This is a genomic window from Nocardia nepalensis, assembly GCF_048910785.1.
Classification (GTDB): domain Bacteria; phylum Actinomycetota; class Actinomycetes; order Mycobacteriales; family Mycobacteriaceae; genus Nocardia; species Nocardia nepalensis.
The window spans coordinates 272583-293532 of record NZ_JBKBET010000003.1; the positions used below are offsets into that span (position 1 = coordinate 272583).

18 protein-coding genes are annotated in these 20950 nt (G+C 65.8%); 14 read left to right on the forward strand and 4 right to left on the reverse strand.

Going from position 1 to position 20950, the window contains the following annotated elements:
* Positions 1-24: 24 nt before the first annotated feature.
* The 9 genes from ACHQ4I_RS01735 (at position 25) to ACHQ4I_RS01775 (ending at position 11591) form a co-directional block, all read left to right on the forward strand.
* Positions 25-1002 (forward strand): ABC transporter permease, encoded by a 978-nt coding sequence (locus tag ACHQ4I_RS01735; protein ID WP_420769856.1) that lies wholly within the window; start codon positions 25-27, stop codon positions 1000-1002.
* Entirely contained in the window at positions 999-1940 is a 942-nt protein-coding gene (locus ACHQ4I_RS01740; protein WP_420769857.1) for an ABC transporter permease, read from the forward strand. Before ACHQ4I_RS01735 ends, ACHQ4I_RS01740 begins: the two co-directional genes overlap by 4 nt.
* Positions 1937-3811, forward strand: a complete 1875-nt coding sequence (locus ACHQ4I_RS01745) for an ABC transporter ATP-binding protein (RefSeq protein ID WP_420769858.1) — start codon at positions 1937-1939, stop codon at positions 3809-3811. The genes ACHQ4I_RS01740 and ACHQ4I_RS01745 overlap by 4 nt, the downstream gene beginning before the upstream one ends.
* 12 nt (positions 3812-3823) lie before the next feature.
* The gene (locus ACHQ4I_RS01750; protein ID WP_420769859.1) at positions 3824-5506 is read left to right on the forward strand and encodes an ABC transporter family substrate-binding protein; all 1683 of its coding nucleotides are present in this window, start codon (positions 3824-3826) and stop codon (positions 5504-5506) included.
* Entirely contained in the window at positions 5503-7185 is a 1683-nt protein-coding gene (locus ACHQ4I_RS01755) for an ABC transporter family substrate-binding protein (RefSeq protein WP_420769860.1), read from the forward strand. The genes ACHQ4I_RS01750 and ACHQ4I_RS01755 overlap by 4 nt, the downstream gene beginning before the upstream one ends.
* A gap of 11 nt (positions 7186-7196) precedes the next feature.
* Positions 7197-8870 (forward strand): ABC transporter family substrate-binding protein, encoded by a 1674-nt coding sequence (locus ACHQ4I_RS01760; RefSeq protein ID WP_420769861.1) that lies wholly within the window; start codon positions 7197-7199, stop codon positions 8868-8870.
* A complete protein-coding gene (locus ACHQ4I_RS01765) occupies positions 8867-9649 on the forward strand; it encodes a hypothetical protein (RefSeq protein WP_420769862.1) in 783 nt (260 codons plus the stop codon). Before ACHQ4I_RS01760 ends, ACHQ4I_RS01765 begins: the two co-directional genes overlap by 4 nt.
* A 400-nt stretch (positions 9650-10049) precedes the next feature.
* A complete protein-coding gene (locus ACHQ4I_RS01770) occupies positions 10050-10772 on the forward strand; it encodes a FadR/GntR family transcriptional regulator (protein ID WP_420769863.1) in 723 nt (240 codons plus the stop codon).
* A 114-nt stretch (positions 10773-10886) separates the two neighbouring features.
* Positions 10887-11591 carry a sterol desaturase family protein gene (locus ACHQ4I_RS01775; RefSeq protein WP_420769864.1) on the forward strand — a complete coding sequence of 235 codons (705 nt, stop codon included), beginning with the start codon at positions 10887-10889 and terminating at the stop codon, positions 11589-11591.
* Positions 11592-11805: 214 nt separating this feature from the next.
* On the opposite strand, the gene ACHQ4I_RS01780 is transcribed toward ACHQ4I_RS01775, so the two are convergent.
* Positions 11806-12363, reverse strand: a complete 558-nt coding sequence (locus ACHQ4I_RS01780; protein WP_420769865.1) for a TetR/AcrR family transcriptional regulator — start codon at positions 12361-12363, stop codon at positions 11806-11808.
* A 138-nt stretch (positions 12364-12501) separates the two neighbouring features.
* On the opposite strand from ACHQ4I_RS01780, the gene ACHQ4I_RS01785 reads away from it, so the two are divergent.
* From ACHQ4I_RS01785 to ACHQ4I_RS01800, 4 genes are all read left to right on the forward strand, one after another.
* The gene (locus ACHQ4I_RS01785) at positions 12502-13239 is read left to right on the forward strand and encodes a carboxymuconolactone decarboxylase family protein (protein WP_420769866.1); all 738 of its coding nucleotides are present in this window, start codon (positions 12502-12504) and stop codon (positions 13237-13239) included.
* A gap of 199 nt (positions 13240-13438) precedes the next feature.
* Entirely contained in the window at positions 13439-13657 is a 219-nt protein-coding gene (locus ACHQ4I_RS01790; protein ID WP_420769867.1) for a heavy-metal-associated domain-containing protein, read from the forward strand.
* A 25-nt stretch (positions 13658-13682) separates the two neighbouring features.
* The gene (locus ACHQ4I_RS01795; RefSeq protein WP_420769868.1) at positions 13683-14600 is read left to right on the forward strand and encodes a hypothetical protein; all 918 of its coding nucleotides are present in this window, start codon (positions 13683-13685) and stop codon (positions 14598-14600) included.
* Positions 14601-14642: 42 nt separating this feature from the next.
* Positions 14643-16934 carry a heavy metal translocating P-type ATPase gene (locus tag ACHQ4I_RS01800; RefSeq protein ID WP_420769869.1) on the forward strand — a complete coding sequence of 764 codons (2292 nt, stop codon included), beginning with the start codon at positions 14643-14645 and terminating at the stop codon, positions 16932-16934.
* 167 nt (positions 16935-17101) lie between these two features.
* Here the strand turns inward: ACHQ4I_RS01800 and ACHQ4I_RS01805 are convergent, their stop codons facing one another.
* The 3 genes from ACHQ4I_RS01805 to ACHQ4I_RS01815 all read right to left on the reverse strand — a co-directional run bounded on the left by ACHQ4I_RS01805 (position 17102) and on the right by ACHQ4I_RS01815 (position 20085).
* Positions 17102-18640, reverse strand: a complete 1539-nt coding sequence (locus tag ACHQ4I_RS01805) for an FAD-dependent monooxygenase (RefSeq protein WP_420769870.1) — start codon at positions 18638-18640, stop codon at positions 17102-17104.
* Positions 18641-19127: 487 nt separating this feature from the next.
* On the reverse strand, positions 19128-19541 hold the full coding sequence (locus ACHQ4I_RS01810) for a hypothetical protein (protein ID WP_420769871.1): 414 nt from the start codon (positions 19539-19541) through the stop codon (positions 19128-19130).
* 31 nt (positions 19542-19572) lie between these two features.
* On the reverse strand, positions 19573-20085 hold the full coding sequence (locus ACHQ4I_RS01815) for a DUF2231 domain-containing protein (RefSeq protein ID WP_420769872.1): 513 nt from the start codon (positions 20083-20085) through the stop codon (positions 19573-19575).
* 121 nt (positions 20086-20206) lie between these two features.
* On the opposite strand from ACHQ4I_RS01815, the gene ACHQ4I_RS01820 reads away from it, so the two are divergent.
* Complete coding sequence (locus ACHQ4I_RS01820; protein WP_420769873.1) at positions 20207-20902, forward strand: helix-turn-helix transcriptional regulator; 696 nt, start codon at positions 20207-20209, stop codon at positions 20900-20902.
* Positions 20903-20950 lie beyond the last annotated feature (48 nt).

Consider the following 20950-nt stretch of genomic DNA (forward strand, 5'->3'; position numbering starts at 1 on the left):
ACCAGCCGTAGGACCAGAGGACTGATGACCGGCTTCCTGCTACGACGCGCGTTCAATTATGTCGTGCTGTTGCTGCTGGCTTCGTTCCTGACGTTCAGTCTGGCGTCGCTGACGTTCACGCCGCTGGACAGTCTCGAACAGCGCAATCCACGTCCGCCGCAGGCGGTGATCGATGCCAAGGCCGAACAGCTGCATCTCAACGAACCGATTCCGCAACGCTATATCAGCTGGCTGAAGGGCATCCCGAAGGGTGATTTCGGCGAGACGCTGGCCGGTCAGCCGGTCAGCGAGGAGCTGCCGCGCCGGGTCCTGGTGAGTCTGCGGCTGCTGATCATCGGTTCGATCGTCGGCACGGTGCTCGGGGTATTGATCGGCGCGGCCGGGGCGATCCGGCAATACAAATTCAGTGATTACTTCACCACGGTCGTCTCGCTGCTGGTGCTCAGCACGCCGGTGTTCCTGCTCGCCACCTTGTTGAAATACGGTGCGCTGGAAGTGAATACGATGACCGGATCGCAGATCTTCCTCTATACCGGCGAGACGTCGGCGAACAAGGTCAACGGCTTCTTCCCGCAATTGGTCGACCGCCTGCAGCATCTGGTGCTGCCCACCGCCACTCTCGCACTCGGCGCGATGGCCGGTTACAGCCGCTATCAGCGCAACGCCATGCTCGACGTGCTGCAAAGCGATTTCATCCGCACCGCCCGCGCCAAGGGCCTGACCCGCAACAAAGCGCTGTACAAGCACGGCCTGCGGACCGCGCTGATCCCGATGGCGACGCTGTTCGCCTACGGCCTCGGCAGTTTGATCACCGGCGCGACCTTCACCGAGAAGATCTTCGGCTGGCACGGCGTCGGGGAATGGCTGGTCAACTCGATCAATGCCCAGGACCTCTACGTTGTCGTCACGGTGACGGCATTCGCCGGTCTGGTGGTGCTGGTGTCGGGCCTGCTGTCCGATGTCGTGTACGCGATCCTCGACCCCAGGGTGCGTGTGGGATGACGGAAGCCGAAATCATTGTCCAGGGCGCGCCGGAGGTCGCCGCCGCCGCGGGTCGGCGCAGGCTCGTGCTGCGGCGCTTCCTGCGCAATAAGGCCGCCGTCGCGGGTGTGCTCGTGCTGCTGACGCTGGTGGTGGCCGCCTATGTGGTGCCGTACTTCTGGAGCTGGGACTATCAGCAACTCGACGGCACGGCGCTGCGCAAACCGCCGTCGGCCGAGCATCCGTTCGGCACCGACGCCATCGGCCACGACGTATTCGCCCAGACCCTGCGCGGCATGCAGAAGTCACTGATCATCGGCTTCTGCGTCGCCATTATCAGCACCACCATCGCGGCGCTGACCGGTTCGATCGCCGGACTCATCGGCGGTTTCACCGATAGGGCCATCATGTGGCTGGTCGACCTGCTGCTGGTGGTGCCGAGCTTCATCATCGTCGCGCTGTTCGCACCGAAGACGAAGGGCAGCGGCTCCATCCTGCTGCTGATCCTGCTGCTGAGCGTCTTCGGCTGGATGATCAGCGCGCGCATCGTGCGCGGTCTGACCATGAGCCTGCGTGAACGCGAATTCGTCAAGGCCGCACGGTATATGGGCGCGCCGACCAGGACGGTGATCATGAGCCATATCCTGCCGAATATCGCATCGATCCTGATCATCGACACCACGCTGTCGGTGGGTGCGTCGATCATGGCCGAAACCGGTTTGAGCTACCTCGGATTCGGCGTGCAGTCGCCGGATGTCTCGCTCGGCACGCTCATCGCCTCGGGTACCGCGTCGGCGCTCACCTTCCCCTGGCTGTTCATGTTCGCCGGTGGGCTGCTGATCGTCATCGTGCTGTCGGCGAATCTGGTCGGTGACGGATTGCGTGACGCGTTCGATCCCAGTGCCAAACGGGCTCGCGCACGGAAGAAGCCTGGGTCGGAAAAGAAGGTAGGGGCATGACGGGCCCAGCGGATAAGGCCGCCATCGAAAAGAGCTCCACCGCACCGCTGTTGGAGGTCACCGATCTGCGGGTCTCCTTCCCCAGCGAGGAGGGCCGCATCGACGCGGTGCGCGGGGTGAACTACACCGTCTCCGATGGTGAAGTACTCGCCATCGTCGGCGAATCCGGTTCCGGTAAATCGGTTTCCTCGCTCGCGGTGATCGGACTGCTGCCGGAGCAGGCGCGGATCAACGGCTCCATCCGGTTGCGCGGTCGCGAACTGCTCGGGCTCGGCGATCGCCAATTGTCCAAGCTGCGTGGACGTTCCATCAGCATGGTGTTCCAGGACCCGCTCTCCGCGCTGACCCCGGTGTATCGGGTCGGCGATCAGGTCGCCGAAGCCCTGCTCGCACATACCGATATGACCAGCAAGCAGGCCTCGGCACGGGCGGTGGAGCTGCTGGATCTGGTGGGCATTCCGGATCCGGCGTTGCGCGCCAAGGCATTTCCGCACGAATTCTCCGGCGGCATGCGCCAGCGTGTGGTCATCGCCATGGCCATCGCGAACGATCCCGCGCTGATCATCTGTGACGAGCCGACCACCGCACTCGACGTGACGGTGCAGAAGCAGATCCTGAATCTGCTGCGCAAGGCGCGCGACATCACCGGCGCCGGCGTCATCATGATCACCCACGACATGGGCATAGCCGCCACGCTCGCCGACCGGGTGGCGGTGATGTACGCCGGGAAGATCGTCGAAACCGCCCCCGCGGCAGAGCTTTTCGCCGCACCGCGGATGCCGTACACGGTCGGTCTGCTCGGCTCCATTCCACGCATGGACGGGCCCCCGCGCAGCCCGCTGATCCCGATCGTCGGCGCGCCACCGGCCATGCACGCGCTGCCGCCGGGCTGCTCCTTCGCGCCGCGCTGCCCGATCTCGATCGATGACTGCCGCGCCGCCGAACCGCCCTTGGAGAAGACCGGCCCCGGCCATTCGGCCGCCTGCATCCGCACCGCGGAGGTCACCTCCGCCGATCTGTTCGCGGCCTACCGCCAGGAGATTGCGGAGCCGAGCGCCGAGGCCGAGACCGATGAGCGGGTGGTGCTGCGGGTCTCGGACCTGGTGAAGACCTATCCGATCACCTCGGGGGTGGTGTTCAAGCGCCGCAAGGGCGAGGTCCGCGCGGTCGACGGCATCAGCTTCGAGGTGCGCGCCGGGCGCACATTGGCGCTGGTCGGCGAGTCGGGTTCGGGAAAATCGACCACACTCACCCAGATTCTCGAGCTGGTCGAGCCGCAAGAGGGCACCATCGAGATCATGGGCAGCGATATCGCGACCCTGAACTCGGCGCGCAAACGCGAGATCCGCCGGAAGATGCAGATCGTCTTCCAAGATCCGACGGCCGCACTGGACCCGCGGCTGCCGATCTTCGACGTGCTCGCCGAACCCATGCGCATCGACGGCCGACCCCGGGCCGAAATCGCCAAGCGGATACCGGCACTGCTCGAACAGGTCGGTCTGCGGCCCGAACACGCCGACCGCTATCCCGCCGACTTTTCCGGCGGCCAGAAGCAGCGCATCAGCATCGCCCGCGCGCTGGCGCTGGATCCGGAGATTCTCGTCCTCGACGAACCGGTGTCGTCGCTGGATGTGTCGATCCAGGCCGGTGTGCTGAACCTGCTGCGCAACCTGCAGATCGAACACGGTCTGTCCTATCTGTTCGTCTCGCACGATCTTTCGGTGGTCCGCAATCTGGCCCACGATATCGCGGTGATGTATCGCGGGAAGATCGTCGAGGCCGGGCCCGCCGAGCAGATCTTCGACCGTCCGACCAACGACTACACCCGGGCGTTGATCGATGCGGTCCCGGTGCCGATCGTCAGCCGATAGAGGGAGAGCGCGATGCCATCGAGAACCCGAACCGGCCGGATGCGGTGGGCGGTACCGGTGGTCGCGCTCGGGCTGATCGCGGCGGGCTGTGGTTCGGGCGCCGATTCGACGACGGGGCTGTCGGACACACTGGGCACAACCAACGACATCAACCCGAAGAGCGTGGACGACGTGCGCGAGGGTGGAAATCTGCGCCTCGCGACAACGTCGTACCCGGCCAACTGGAACACCCTGTCCAATGACGGCAATGACGGCGAGATAGCCGATATCGAACGACCGATGATGCCGCGCTCGTTCGCCACCGACGCCGCCGGCGAATTGTCGATCAATAAGGACTACTTCACCGATATCGCGCTGACCAGCACCGACCCCCAGGTGGTCACCTACACGATCAACCCGAAGGCGGTGTGGTCCGACGGCAATCCGATCACCTGGGAAGACATCAGATCCGAGGCGAACGCGCTCAGCGGCAAGGACAAGCGCTTCCTGATCGCCATCACCAACGGCTTCGAATTCGTGGACAAGGTCGAGCGCGGTGTGGACGACCGCCAAGCCGTCCTGACCTTCAGCCGTCCCTATGCCGAATGGCGCGGCCAATTCGCGGGCAATGCCTCGCTGTTCCCGAAATCGGTTACCGCCGACCCCGATTCGTTCAATAACAGCCTCGCCAATGCGATGGGACCCAGCGCCGGACCGTTCCAGGTCGTCGCCACGGACCGAGCGCAGGGCCGAATCGTATTGGGCCACAATCCGAAATGGTGGGGTAATAAGCCCAAGCTCGACACCATCACCTACAGCGTGCTCGATCACTCCGCCTGGACGACGGCGCTGCAGAACAACGAACTCGACTTGGTGCAGCTGACCACCGTCGACGACGTACAGACGGTGCGAAATACCGGAGGGCTGGCGGTTCGCCGCGCGCCGGGTAATCGGTGGCGGCACATCACCTTCAACGGCGCACCGGGGTCCATCCTTTCCGATCCCAAGGTGCGCGTGGCCATTTCGAAGGCCATCGATCGGCAGGCGATCGTCACCGCGATCCAGAACGGACTCGTCGAGCATCCGAAACCGCTGAACAATCACATTTTCCTGCAGGGTCAGGCGGGCTACCAGGACAACAGTCTCGGCTTCGACCCGACGGCGGCCGCGCGCGAACTCGACGCGGCTGGGTGGAAACTCAACGGCGACGTCCGGGAGAAGGACGGGCGCAAGCTCGTCATCCGCGATGTCATGTACAACGATCCGATCTGGGTGCAGATCGCGCAGATCATTCAGCAGAACCTCGCCAAGATCGGCGTTGGGCTGACCATCGACACCAAGCCCGGCGCCGGGTACTTCACCGATGTCATCCAGCCCGGCGATTTCGACGCCGCCCAGTTCATCTGGGTGGGTGATGCGTTCGCGTTCGCCAGTATTCGACAGGCGTACTACTACGACCCGAACGACCTGCAGGGCAATTACGCCCGCGTCGGCTCACCGGAGCTCAATGCCCTGATCGATCGCACCCTCTCGGAGCTGGATCCGAAGAAGGCGCTCGAATTGGCCAATGAGGTGGACCGCAAGGTCTTCGAGGAGGGTCATTCACTGCCACTCATGCAGAGCGACGGCAGCTTCGGCGTCCGCGCCGATCTCGCCAATATCGGTTCGCCCGGCCTCGCGTCCTACGACTACACCAAGATCGGATTCGTGAAATGACAACAGCACGTATCGCCCGGCGGCGCCGGGTGGGAATTCGGGTCGCGGCACCCGCCGTCGCCATCGCGCTGATCTTGTCCGGGTGTGGGTCGAACGACCTCGAGACCAGCAGCAGTTCGCTGACCAGCTCCAATGACATCAATCCGAAGGAAAGGGGCGAGCTGCGCGAGGGCGGGAATCTGCGTCTGGCACTGACGAATTTCCCGGCGACCTTCAATTCGTCGCATATCGACTCCGATGGTGAGGTCTCCGATCTGGTCGCGTGGACGCTGCCCGGAACCATCAAATCGAATGCGGCGGGCGAGATCACCACCGACACCAACTTCTTCACCGAAGTCAAACTCACCGATACCAGCCCCCAGACGATCGTCTACACCATCAACCCCAAGGCCGTCTGGACCGACGGAACCCCCATCACCTGGGAAGACCTGCGGTCGCAGTGGTACGCACTCAGCGGGCGCGACAACGCATTCCAGGTGAAGGCGACCCAGGGTTATGCCCAGGTGGACCGGGTCGAGCGCGGCGCGGACGATCGGCAGGCGATCGTCACCTTCGGCCAGCACTACGCGGAATGGCAGGGACTGTTCGACATCATCTATCCGAAGGCGTCGACGGCGACCCCGCAGGCCTTCGATGCCGTCGACCGCAATGGTCTCGCGGTGTCGGCCGGACCATTCGTGATCACCTCGATCGACAAGGCACAGCAGCGAATCGTGCTCGGCCGCAACCCGAAGTGGTGGGGTGAAACCCCGAAGCTGGATACGGTCACCTACAGCGTGCTCGACTATTCGGCCCGGCTCAACGCCCTGCAGAACAACGAACTGGATGCCGCGACCGTATCCGGTCTGGATGAGGTGAAGACGGCCTCGAACGCACCCGGGATCAAGGTGCGCCGGGCCCCGGCCCCGCGCTTCTCGCACTTCACCTTCAACGGTGCCCCCGGCTCGATCCTCGAGGATCCGAAACTGCGCGTGGCCATTTCGAAGGGCATTGATCGGCAGGCCATCGCGACCGCCAGCCAGCAGGGGGTGGTGACCGATCCCAAGCCGCTGAACAACCACATATTCGTGGCGGGTCAGAAGGGCTACCAGGACAACGCGGCATCGGTCGCCTACAACCCCGAACAGGCCGCCAAGGAACTCGATGACCTCGGGTGGAAGCTCAACGGCGACGTCCGCGAAAAGGACGGCCGCAAGCTCGAAATCCGCGACGTGATGTACCAGCAGGAACTCTGGATCCAGGTCGCCCAGATCGCGCAGCAGAATCTGGCGAAGATCGGCGTCAAGCTGATCATCCAGACCTACCCGGGCAATGGTCTTTTCACGGATGTGGTCGACCCGGGCAACTTCGATATCGTCCAGTTCAGCTGGACCGGTGGCATTCTCCCGCTCGGCGCACTGCCGCAGATCTACGCCTACAACCCGGCCCACCCGCTCAGCAACAAGGGCAAGATCGGTTCGCCGGAACTGAACGCGCTGATCGAACAGACCATTGCCGAACTGGATCCCGAGAAGGCCATCCAACTGGCGAACCAGTGCGACAAGATGATCTTCGACGAGGGCTTCTCCCTGCCCATCACGCAATCGCCCGGCACCATCGCCGTGCGTGAGGGGCTGGCCAACTACGGTGCGTTCGGTCTGGCTTCGCCGGACTACACCACGATCGGATTCGTGAAGTGAGGGTTCCCGCAATGACTTCCGCACGCTTTGCCCGGTTCGCCGTCCCTGTTGTCGCGCTGGGCCTGATCGCGACCGGTTGCTCCGATAACAGCATCACCCCGGGCACGGTCGATATCGGTAGCACAAACGACATCAACCAGAAGGATCGCAGCGAGTTGCGCGACGGCGGGAATCTGCGCCTGGCGATCACCAACTTCCCGGAGAACTTCAACTATCTGCATATCGACGGCACCACCGACACCACGGCCACGGTGATCAATCCGACGATGCCGTCCCCTTGGGTGAGCAATGCGGCGGGCGAACTCACCGTCGATCACAATTACTTCACCGACATCAAGCTGACGAATACCAGCCCCCAGCAGGTCACCTACACGATCAACCCGAAGGCCGTATGGTCCGACGGCACCCCGATCACCTGGGAGGACCTGCGATCGGAGGCGGCCGCGCTGAGCACCAAGGATCCCGGCTTCCTCATCTCCTCACCCAGCGGCTTCGACCGGGTCGAGAAGGTCGAACGAGGCGAGGACGACCGGCAGGCTATCGTCACCTTCAATAAGCCGTATGCCGAATGGCAGGGTCAATTCAGTCCGCTGTATCCGAAGTCTGTCACCGCCACCCCGGATGCGTTCAGCAACGCCGACCACGACACACTCCCGGTCAGCTCGGGTCCGTTCATGCTCACCAACATCGATCGCGCGCAGAACCGGATCACGCTGGGCCGCAATCCGAAATGGTGGGGCGATACTCCGAAGCTGGACACGATCACGCTCAGCGTGCTCGACGATTCCGCAGTGCTGCCCGGGATCCAGAACAACGAGATCGACTATGCCTATATGTCCGGCATCGAGAATGTGACCGGCGCGCGGAACTCGAAGAACGTGGTGGTGCGGCGCACGCCCGAGCCCAGTTGGTCGCATCTGACCTTCAATGGCGGCAAGGGCGCCCTGCTCGAGGATCCGCAACTGCGCATTGCCATTTCGAAGGCAATCGATCGGCAGGCACTGGTGACCGCCGCCCAGAACGGTGTCGTCGAAAATCCGACGCCGCTGAACAACCACATCTACATGAAGGGCCAGAAGGGCTACCAGGACAATTCGGCGCCCATCGCCTACGACCCCGCCGAGGCGGCGCGGATGCTCGACGCGCTCGGGTGGAAGCTCAATGGCGATGTCCGCGAAAAGGATGGCCGAAAGCTGGAACTGCGCGATGTGATGTACCAGCAGGAGGCCTGGGTGCAGACCGCGCAGATCGTGCAGCAGAACCTGGCGAAGATCGGGGTGAAGCTGACCATCCAAACCGTACCCGGCCAAGGCTTGTTCAAGGATGTGATCGATCCGGGGAACTTCGACATCGCCCAATTCAGCTGGGGTGGTGGCGTTTTGCCGCTCGGGGTGCTGCCTCAGGTCTACGCATATGACCCGAACAACCCGAACAGTCAGGGGAGCAATAAGGCCCGCATCGGATCCGCGGAACTGAATGCGCTGATCGAGCAGACCATTGCCGAACTGGATCCGGCGAAGGCCATCGAACTGGCGAACAAATGCGATCAAATGATCTTCGCCGAGGGCTATTCGGTGCCGCTGCAGCAGGCCTCGGGCACCTATGCCGTCCGCGATAACCTCGCCAACTACGGCGCCTTCGGCCTCGCCTCCCCCGACTACACCAAAGTCGGCTTCCTGAAGTGAAATTCGGACCGGGCCACCCGCTGGCCTACCCGGTCACCGTGACGATCGGCGCCCTGGCTGTCTGCCTGGTCTGGGCGCCGTTCGGCAATCTGGACCAAGTCGCGGCCCTGGCGACGGTGGCGCTGGGCATTGTGGGCTATACGGGTTTTCAGCTCGCAATGGCGCTGGGCCACCTGCCGAATGGATTGGCGAGCACTGTCGACAATCCAGCGCGCCCGCCTCGCGCGGACGGCAGCGGGCAACAGAGCAGCCGCCGCGCCGAAGCCGCCGATAGCGGCGACCAGCCGAGCAGCACCGGCAGGGCCAACGGCGAAGTACCACGCACCGTGGAGATCAAACGGGTCCGGCAACAGCATCGACTCGTCAGCCGCAGCTGGCTCGAGATCACCGAGAACTACCGAACCCGCTGGCTGCCGGTGTTTTTCGATCCCGCACTGCTCGGCATGACCGAGACCGAAGCCGAGGTGACCGCTCGATCCGTCGACACCGCCAGCCTGCACTTCTATCCATCCGGGAAGGCTCGCAACTCCGAACCGCCGGGCCGCCTGATCGACAACCCCTCGCGCCCCGACCCCGATGCCCTGGTCCTCGCAACGGATTCGGCCCGTTTTCGTCGTCGCCTCCTGCTCGACGCCCAGTCCACCGTCGCCGCCCCCTTCGTGGCCCTGATGTGGGTCTACGTAGCCGCAGGCGGTTTCACCGCCTTCCTGGCGGCAACTTCGGTAGCCGCTGCCACCACCATCTGGCTGGCCGCCATACGCGGGTCCGACCCTAGTTGACCTCGCGATCCCATGGTCCCTCGCGACAGGCCACGCACGCCCTTGCCAGAGTGCGGTTGATCCCTGCCGCCATACGCGTTTTCGAGCCAGCTGACCTCGCGCTCACATAGTCCCGCGCGACAGGCCACCCACGCCCTTGCCAAAGTGCGGTTGATCCCTGCCGCCATACGCGGGTCCGGCCCAGCTGACCTCACGCTCGCACAGTCCCTCGCGACAGGCGGAATCCCGGCGGCAGTCCGGCGGCATCGAGTTCGCCCTCCGCCGCCCGCGCCCCTGTCGGGATGCGGTTGATCCCTGTAAGCCGCCATACGCCGGGTCCGACGCAACTGACCTCGCGATTTCATGGTTCGAACTGGTCTGACCACTTGACCTCCTTACCTTTCTGGAGGACAGTGAGGGCATGGCGTTGCAACCAGTGGTCAAGCGGTCGGTGTCCGGGGACGTGTTCGAGCAGATCGCGGCGGACGTGCTCAGTGGGGAGTTGGCTCCCGGCGCGACGCTGCCCAGCGAGCGGCAGTTGGCGGAGGCGTTGGGAGTTTCGCGGCCCGCGGTGCGGGAGGCGCTGCAGCGGTTGGCGGCGGCCGGGCTGGTGGCGGTGCGACAGGGGGATGCGACGACCGTGCTGGATTATCGGCGCGGGGCCGGGCTGGAGGTGCTGCCGCGGTTGCTGGTCCAGGCCGGTGAGCTGGAGCCGAAGGTCGCGCGCAGCATTCTGGAGGCACGGCTGCACAACGGACCCAAGGTGGCCGAACTCGCGGCGATCCGGCTCGGGCAGACCGACTCCGCTACCGTGCGCGCGGTCTTGGATCGCACCGTCGAAGCGCTTGCCGCCGAACAGGATCCGATCGCACAGCAGCGCCATGCGATGGAGTTCTGGGATCACATCGTCGACGCGGCCGACTCCATCGTCTTCCGGCTGATGTTCAACATGCTGCGCGGCGCCTACGAACCCGCGCTCGCGGCGCTGGCCCCGATCATGTCCGCCGAGGTGGGCAATGTCGAGGCCTACCGCGAGCTGGCCGCCGCCGTTGTGGCGGGTCGGCCGAAGCAGGCCGCAACCACGGCCCGGGCACTACTCGAACCGGCGACCACCGCCCTGATCGAAGTATTGGGAGGGCACTGACCGCATCCATCGCCGCCGCCGCTCGGCGTCGGCAATCCGGATCACCCGCAGCGGTTCCGGAACAACTTTCGCCCGGTGCGCCACGGCACCGACCAGCTCCACCAAGGAACGATCATGACGAAATCCCAGTCATCCAGCAAGGATTCGGCGAGCGCCCGCGTCCGTCAGGACGAACGGCCCCTGCGCCGCGGCCTCACCCTCGGCGGCGCCTTTCGCGAATTCATTCGGCACCCCTCGCCCTGGCTGATCGGCACCACCCTGGTGGCGGCGCTGGTCGCCCGAATCATCGTTGGCGACTGGCAATTGACCGATGCGCTGGTGCCCGCGGTGATGCTCGCGTTCTTCCCGGTCTTCGAGTGGATCGTGCACGTCACGGTGTTGCACTGGCGCCCGCGGCAACTCGGCCCGATCCCGATCGATAGCGAGCTCGCCCGCAAACACCGTGAGCACCACGTGGATCCGCGCAATATCCCGCTGATCTTCATCCCGACCAAGACGCTCTCGGTACTTGTCGTCGTCCTGATCGCCCTGGCGACCCTGGCCTTCCCCCGCCTCGGCCTCGGCCTGACCTTCCTGCTGATGATCACCCTGCTCGGCCTCGGCTACGAGTGGACCCACTACCTCATCCACACCGACTACAAGCCGAAAGGCTCGCTCTACCGGGCAGTTTGGCGCAACCACCGCCACCACCACTACAAGAACGAGCACTACTGGTTCACCGTCACCACCTCCGGCACCGCCGACCGCCTCCTCCGCACCTATCCGGACCCCTCGACCACCGAAACCTCCCCCACCGCCCGCCACCTCCACTCCGCCTGAGGGGGTCGGCCGATCAGGTGGAACTGGTGGCGGCATCGGCCGAGAAGCCTCCGCCACTAGTTCCACGTGATCAACTGTCCAGTAGCGCATCTCGGACGGAACGCAGCGGCCGCGGAGTACGGAGCAGATCGCCACGGTGTCTAGGCGCCGACGTCGGTAAATCGCCCTTGTCCCACGGCATCCTTTGACTACAGAGGCTCTGGCGGTGGCGGTGTCAGGTCGGGGCGAGCAGGCGGTGTGCGATCGATCGGGCGCGGGCGGCGGCGGCCGGGGAGCTCTCGCGGACGGCGGTGACGATCGCGCCGTCGACGAGCAGGGCGAACTCGGCGGCCAGTTCCGTGGCGTCGGAGCGGCCGGCGGCGGTGAGGACTTCGGTTAAGTAGTCGATGACGCGACGCTTGTGCCGGTCGGCCGCATGGTGCGCGGCGGAGTCCGGATCGGCCACTTCGACCATCGTGTTGATGAAGGCGCACCCGCGGAAGTCCTTGCGGGCGAAGCGTTCCAATAGTGCGTCGAAGACCGCCAGCGGACGGTCCGCCGGATCGCTCGCCTTCGCCTCGACCGACTCCCGCAACCACGCCAGCCAGCGGCGATCGCGATCCTCGAGCACCGCGACGACAAGATCGTCCTTGCTCGCGAAGTGGCGGTAGAAGGAGGCCCGCCCGACGCCGGACTCCTGCAGCAGCCGGTCTACGCCGACCGCCCGGATGCCCTCGGCGTAGAAGAGTTCCTCGGCGGTGGTGAGTAATCGCTGCTTGGCCTGGGTTGCCATGCCAACACGCTACCAGAACGGCACCGATCGGTACCATCCGACTTGACGTATTCGGAACCGATCAGTACCGTTCCAATTCGGCACCGATCGGTACCATTACGTTCGAGTTTGGGAGTCACGATGTCTCGGCTACCGCTTGTGTCCATCGAAACCGCCGACGCCGAGCAGGCCGATCTGCTCACCGAGGTGCAGCGCCAGCTGGGCCGGGTTCCGAATCTCTATGCCGCCATGGCGAACAGCCCCGCGACACTGCGCGGGTACCTGACCATGCGCGACGCACTGACCCGCGGAAAGCTCTCCGCCCGCGTCCGCGAGCAACTTGCGCTGCTGGTCGCGAGCGAAAACGGTTGCGATTACTGCGTTGCCGCACACAGCATGCGGGCGGGTCGGATGGGTTTCACCGAGGAGGCGATCGCGGCCACCCGCGCGGCGCATGCCGAGGATCCACACGCGGACGCGGTGCTGCAAATCGCCCGTGAGGTGTTGCGGTCGCGCGGTCGCGTCGACGACCACGTCATCGCCTCGGCCCGCGAACGGGGCGTGAGCGATGCCGAGTTGAGCGAGGTCGTCGGCCATATCGCGCTGAATGTCCTGTCGAACTACTTCAATCACGTCGCCCGGCCGGAACTGGACTTCCCACCGGCCGCACCCACGGAAGGCACTCGGATGACCGCGAAATGGCGCAAGGCCACCAAAGTCGCTCTGGTAGAGGGCTATTCACTGCTCGACCGGGACGGAGCGCAGGTACGCGAGATCAATGATGCCGAGGTGTCGATCGAAGGCGGATTCCTGCACGTCAAGGTCTCGGATACGGCGCAGGTGCAGGTGGTATCGGCACCGGCGGTGGCCGTGGTCACCTACCGCGGCGAATCCTGACCATCCACCACCACTTTCATACGACCATCGCGAGCCCGGCCGGGTGATCATTCGATCCCCCAGCCGGGCTCTCGGCATATCAGGGCGTTATGCGCTCATACCCTCACGGGGTAGCCCTACAGGCTTGACAATGTACCCTAGGGGGGTATGGTAGATCCCAGTTCGACGGCACCGGCCGTCGTCGCCAGAAGGAGAGCAGATGAGCACCGCAGCCACCACCGCCACTGTCACCGTCACGGGTATGACCTGCGGCTGCTGCGTCAACTCGGTCAGCAAGGAGGTCGGCGCGATCGACGGCGTCACCGGCGTGGACATCGACCTCGCCAGCGGCACGGTGACCGTCGGCAGCGCGAAGGCGGTAGAACTCGGCGCAATCGCCGCCGCCGTCGACAAGGCCGGATACCGGCTCGCCGAGTAACCACACCAGAACGGAGCATCCCCCGATGAACGCGTCCAGCAAGTTCGCCGGCTACGCCCTCGGTCTCGCGGCGGTTTTCGGTATCGCGCTCGCCATCGGCGCTACCGTCGGGCCGGAACCCGGCGAGTCCGCGCACGATTCGAAGGCACATGGGGCCATGGACGAGCCGAAGTCCGACGAGGTGCCCGCGGGACTCATGGCCAGCGAAAACGGATACACCCTGCGCCTGGACACCCCGCAGACCACCGCCGCGGCGAACGTGCCCCTGCGCTTGCGCATCCTGAATCGCGACGGCGCACCGGTCACCAGCTACGTCCGCAGCCACGACAAGGATCTGCACCTCATCGTGGTCCGCCGCGATATGGCTGTCTTCCAGCACGTGCACCCGACGCTCGATCAGGCCGGAACCTGGAGCGTGCCACTGGATCTCACCCGCGCCGGGGACTACCGCGTCTTCGCCGACTTCACCCCCGAAGGCGGCAAGAACATGACCCTCGGCGCCGACCTGCGGGTCGCTGGCAACTACGACGCCCAGGCGCTACCCGCACCGTCGACCATCGCGAAGGTCGGCGAGTACACCGTCACGCTGGACGGCACGGTCACCCCGGGCCAGCCGTCGAAGGTCGTGCTCTCGGTCGCCCGCAATGGCAAACCGGTCACCGATCTGCAGCCCTACCTGGCGGCCTACGGTCACCTGGTGGCCTTGCGCGCCGCCGACCTCGGCTACCTGCACGTCCACCCCGACGGCAGCCCCGGCGACGGTGTGACCCCGGCCGGACCCGGCATTACCTTCTACGTCGACGCGCCGAGCGCCGGTGACTATCGGCTCTTCCTCGATTTCCAGCACGAAGGCGTGGTCCGCACCGCCGAATTCACCCTCTCGGTCACCGACTCCGCAGCCGCGGCACGACCCGCCGCGGAACCTACCGGACACGGCCACTGATCACTACTTCACTACCCTGAGTCGCACAGAACGGAGCACACGATGACCACCGCGACACAACCATCCGCCGGACAGGTCGAATTGGTGATCGGTGGCATGACGTGCGCGTCCTGCGCCAATCGCATCGAGAAGAAGCTGAACAGGCTCGACGGCGTCACCGCGACGGTCAACTACGCGACGGAGAAGGCGCGGGTCGATTTCAGCGGTGATATCTCACCGGAGCAGCTGATCGCCACAGTCGAGCAGGCCGGTTACACCGCCGCACTGCCCGCCCCGAAGATCGAGGAACCCGCGGAAACCGCCGCGGACGAGGATCCGACGGCCGCGCTGCGGACCCGCCTGCTGGTCTCGCTGGTGCTGACGGTTCCGGTCGTGGCGATGGCGATGGTGCCCGCGCTGCAGTTCACCAATTGGCAGTGGCTGTCGCTGACGCTGGCCGCGCCGGTCGTGGTGTGGGGTGCGCTGCCCTTCCACCGGGCCGCGTGGACCAACCTGCGCCACGGCACCGCCACCATGGACACCCTGGTGTCGATGGGAACCCTCGCGGCATTGGGCTGGTCGCTGTACGCGCTGTTCTGGGGCACCGCCGGAATGCCGGGCATGACGCATCCATTCGAGTTCACCATCTCGCGGATGGACGGCACCGGCAGCATCTACCTGGAGGCCGCCGCCGGGGTCACCACGTTCATCCTGGCCGGACGCTTCTTCGAGGCTCGCTCCAAGCGGCGGGCGGGTGCGGCGCTGCGGGCGCTGCTAGAGCTCGGCGCCAAGGAGGTTTCGGTGCTGCGCGGCACAGGGGGACGGCAGCCGACGGAGTCGGCGGGGTGGGTAGGCACAGCTGAGCAGCGAATCCCGGTCGAGCAGTTGGTCGTCGGTGACCTGTTCGTGGTGCGGCCCGGCGAGAAGATCGCCACCGACGGTGTGGTCGTCGAGGGTTCCTCGGCGGTCGACGCCTCGATGCTCACCGGTGAATCGGTGCCGGTCGAGGTCGGTCCCGAGGATGCGGTGGTCGGCGCGACGGTCAATGTCGGCGGGCGGATCGTGGTGCGCGCCAATCGGATCGGCTCCGATACCCAGCTGGCTCAGATGGCGCAGCTGGTCGAGGACGCGCAGACCGGTAAGGCGCAGGCACAGCGGTTGGCGGACCAGATCTCCGGGATCTTCGTGCCGATCGTGATAGCGCTGTCGATCGCGACGCTCGGATTCTGGCTCGGCACCGGCGGTTCGGTCGCCGCGGCCTTCACCGCCGCGGTCGCGGTGCTGATCATCGCCTGCCCGTGCGCGCTCGGTTTGGCCACCCCGACCGCATTGCTGGTCGGCACCGGTCGTGGTGCGCAGTTGGGCATTCTGATCAAGGGTCCGGAGGTGCTGGAGTCGACCCGTCGGGTGGACACCGTGGTGCTCGACAAGACCGGCACCGTCACCACCGGCAAGATGACCCTGCTCGATGTCGTCGCCGCGGCGGGCGAGGACACCGGCGAGGTGCTGGCGCTGGCCGGGGCGCTGGAGGATTCGTCGGAACACCCGATCGCCCAGGCGATCGCCAAGGGCGCGCGCGACAAGGTCGGCTCATTGCGGCCGGTGGAGGGCTTCGCGAATATCGAGGGCCTCGGCGTGCAGGGCGTGGTGGACGGACACGCGGTGATCGTCGGGCGCGCAAGGCTGCTCGCCGACTGGGCCCAGCAGCTGGACGCCGACCTGGAGCGGGCCATGCATGCGGCCGAAGCCGACGGCAAGACCGCAGTGGCGGTGGGCTGGGACGGTAAGGCGCGCGGTGTGCTGGTGGTCGCCGATGCGGTGAAACCCACTTCGGCCCAGGCGATTTCGCAGCTGAAAGCGCTCGGGCTCACTCCGATCATGCTGACCGGAGACAACACCGCGGCCGCGAAAGCCATTGCGGCACAGGTCGGTATCGACGAGGTGGTCGCCGAGGTGCTGCCCGCCGATAAGGTCGACACCGTCAAGCGGCTGCAGGCCGAGGGCAAGGTGGTCGCGATGGTCGGCGACGGCGTCAACGATGCCGCGGCCCTGGCCCAGGCCGACCTCGGCCTGGCAATGGGCACCGGCACCGATGTCGCCATCGAGGCCAGCGACCTGACCCTGGTCCGCGGTGACCTGCGCGCGGCCGCCGACGCGATCCGGCTGTCCCGCAAGACCTTGGGCACCATCAAGGGCAATCTGTTCTGGGCCTTCGCCTACAACGTGGCGGCGATCCCGCTCGCCATGGCCGGGCTGCTGAACCCGATGCTCGCCGGTGCCGCGATGGCCTTCTCCTCGGTCTTCGTGGTCAGCAACAGCCTGCGCCTGCGCAGCTTCCGCTCCACCGCGCAGTAGCAGCACACAGATGAGGCGGGACGGCAAGATGCCGTCCCACCTCGGTCTGCGATCCGACCGGCTATGACCTCACTGCAGAATGCCGGTGTTTCCCAAGGCCATCGCGGCACTTCCAGTTGCCCATGCGGCGGCGGCACTTCCGGTCGCGGCCAAAAGGGAGTCCCGACTTACGTCTCGCTATCGGGTGTGCCGAACCAATTGGAGAGCGCTTCTCGGAGGGCGGGTGCGGCGGTGTCGGTGGGTTCATCGATGGTTGCGGCCCAGGCGATGTGGGCGTCCGGGCGGATCAGTAGGGCATCGGCCGGTCGGTCGTCGGTTTTGGCGGTGCGGATCTCGATGCGAGGCTGCCAGTCTCGGGCCGCCTCGCGCAGGTCCGGGCGGTCGGCCAGGTCGAGGAGGATGGGCCGCGCGGTGTGCATGAGTTCCGCGACGCTGGTGATGCCCTGCTCGGTGTGCAGCGTGAGGTCGGGCGCGAAGGCGCCGGTCAAGGCGTGGCGGTCGGAGCCGGGCAGCGGGTAGCGGATGTCGGTGGCTGCGACGAGGGCTCCCAGGCGGCGCTGTGCCGACTCGTCGGTGAGCAGTTCCTGGAAGACTTCCCGAAGCGCTTCGGCCGCTGGGTCGTCTCCGCGCCGCAGTGCCACCTGGGCTCGGGTCTGTAGTCGGGCACGCGCCCCGGCGAAGTGGCGTTCGTCGTGATAGGTGTCCACCAGACCGGCCGGTGCCCAGCCATGGATGTCGGCGCCCAGCTTCCAGGCGAGGTTGACCGTGTCGAGCATGCCGACGTTGAGTGCCGTGCCGGTGGCGGGGAACAGGTGGGCCGCGTCACCCGCCAGCAGGATCCGCCCGTCGCGGTATCGCTCGACCTGCCGATCCTGAAAGACATAGCGCGACAACCGAGTCGGTTCCCCCAGCGGGAGATCCGCGCCGAGCACGCGGCGGATGCTGTCCTGGAGCTCGGTCAGGGTCATCGGCTCGTCATTGTCGTATTCGGTGGACTCGTCTTCGCTGGTTTGTAGGAACAGAACCCCGGACTGGGCCGCGAACGCGAACACACCACGATCGGTTCGCGTGTAACCCTTGCCGATTCTGCCTATCCCGGGCACGTCGAGGTCCCCGTTTTCCAGCACGGTCACCGAATCCGGCACGGTGACCTGGGCGAGCCGGTTGACCTCCGAATATGTGCTGCCGGGGAACGCGATGCCCACCATGTCGCGGACCCGGCTGCGTCCACCGTCGCAGCCGACCAGGTATCGGGCGCTCACCCGGTACGGACCGTCCGGGCCGCGCACGTCCGCGGTCACCGTGGCGTCGTCCTGGCTCACCCCGACCACCTCGTGTCCGCGGCGGATCTCGGCGCCGAGTTCACCAGCGTGTTCGTCGAGCACGCGCTCGATGGCCCGCTGTGGGATCGGCAGCGCATGCATCGGCGGATCCGCCAGCTGTGTCAGGTCCAGATACAGATTGCCGAAGGGGAATCGGGGCGGCGGGTAGGGGCCGGAGCTGGCCGCTTCGAATCGTTCCAGCAGCCCTCGGTAGCGCAGCAGATGCAGGATCCGCCCGCCGAGACCACTGGCCTTCGGGGTTTCTCGGGGCCGCGGCTGCCGCTCCAGCACCAGCGCTCGCACTCCGGCCAGCCGCAGTTCACCGGCCAGCATGAGGCCGGTCGGACCTGCGCCCACGATGATCACATCGGTTTCCACACGCATTGGCGCAACTCCCATTTCCGCAGTTTCTGACCTTCGGCCGAAGATTCTGCGGCACTACCCGGGTCTTGCCGCAAGCCCCCAGGTGCGCTATATGTTGAGAAGGGAAAGGGAGAAGTGCTCCTTTCCTTTTCTTTATGTCCGCTACGGACGGACAACCTCCTCATGAAGTGGCCGGTACGGCAGTTCGCCTGCGTCCACACGCCGGACGCTCTCAGCTGCCCCATGGTCCACCTCGCTGACGTCTGGTGATGGCACGACACAGCACAGTTCCGTCGAGCACTTCCTCGACGGCGCAGACCTCGGGGGTTTGCCGCCGCTCGGCCGCGAGCCACTACTCCCCGTCCATATAGATTGCCGCCCCACCCACTCCGGCTGCTCGCCGAGCGTAGTCAAACGGCGGCCGAATACAGCCTGGGCGGCCACCTCGACCACGTTCGACGGAACCCGGCCCCCAGGCTCGATACGGCAGGAGCTGTCTCGACGGGCGCTAGCGTCCGACGCCGATGGCGGTCAGCAGCACCAGCACCACCGTGGTGACCGCGAGCACCCCGTGACCGCCCACCACCGCGACCGGGAAATGACGTTCAGCGGGCTCGAGCGCCTCGATCGTGGCGCGGGCGCGATAGGTGGGCAGCCAGCGCAGCAGCATGAAGAACCCGAGCAGCGCCACCGGGATCAGCAAGGCGAACGCGATCCACGCGAGTGCGACTTTGTCCACAGCGAGGTAGACAATCCACACGACCAGCCCCGCGACAGCGAGCAGGAAGTGGCCGAACACGACCGGCACCGGGAGCAGGGTGGTGCCCGTTGGCCGCGTACCGCCTTTCGCGATCCAGGTGCCGAGCAGTACGAAACCGCCCACAGCGGTGAGCAACCAGAGGATCAGTGCCGCGATGCCCATGATGTCTCCTGAGGATGAGGATGGACGGGATTCAGCGTCGGTAGCCGATGGCCTGGGTGGTTTCATCGACCACCCGGACGCCGTAGTGGAAGACGAGCTTGCCGCCGAGATAACCCGAGACGGCCAACACCGCGAGGGTGACGATCGACAACACCAGCGGGCCCATTGGCACGGCGCCATGTGGTCCGCCGTCGGAACGCCGCCACCAGAAGTCGATCGCGAAGGCGACGGTCACCGCCAGATTCAGGCTCATGTGCACCAGGCCGGTGCGAAACGCCGAGGTGCCGGTCGGGATGGCAAACAGATCCAGGAAACCGACCGCGGCCGCGGCCAATGCGCCGAGCACACCGAGCGCGATGAGCCACTCCGAGCCACGGGCGAGGAACTGCGGGTCATCCACAACGTGCGAAGCAATGTCGAACACCACGCTCGCCACCCACGCCCCGATCGGCACCGTGACCAGAATCGGGTGGAACGGATGTCCGTACGGACCGGCCAGCATCGCGCTGACCGGGCGCTTGGCCTGCTGCATGTCACCGGTCACGACAACCTCCTGACGCCGTCTAATTGTGCCAAAAGCTATTGGTGTAATTAGCCGAGTAGGGCCATATTGCGCGGATACCCACTCGGTTTCGACCAACACAATTGGGCGTTATCGTGGTCGGGTGAGCAGCTATGCGGCGATCGGTGCCGTGGCCGCGCTAGCCGACGAGCTGCGGCACGGGATGTACTGGTACATCCGCCGCGCTCATCGCCCGATCACCCGCGATGAGGCCGCCGAGCAGGTGGGGATCTCGCGCAAGTTGGCCGCGTTCCACCTGGACAAGCTCGTCGCTGCCGGACTGCTGCGGGCACGCTACGAACACGTCGGCGACATCCGGCGGGTCGGGCGCGCGCCGAAGGTGTACGAGCCCGCCGACACCGAGGTGCGGATCAGCATCCCCGACCGCCGTCACGAAGTGCTTGCCGAGATTTTGATGGACGCGGTCCGCACCGAAACCGCCGGTGAGACGGCGCGCGAGGCGGCGATACGAGTCGCCGCCGACCGCGGTACCCGGCTCGGCCAGCACCTACGAGCGCGACTGCGCCCCGGACGGCTAGGGGCCGAACGCGCCCTGACCGTCCTGCACTCCACACTCACCGACCAGGGTTTCGAGCCGAGCCGGGAAGCGGCGGGCTGCCTGCGGCTGCGCAACTGCCCGTTCCAACCGCTCGCGGCCAAATCTCCCGAACTGGTGTGCGGGATCAACCACGCATACCTCGCGGGTCTCGTCACCGGACTCCACGCCGAAGCCATTACCGCGGTACCGGCCCCGACCAGCGGCGAATGCTGCGTCGAAATGCGTTCAACCGCTATGTGATTCGCGGCGACGCTAGACGGTGCGGGGCGTGTACATGATGACCGCGAC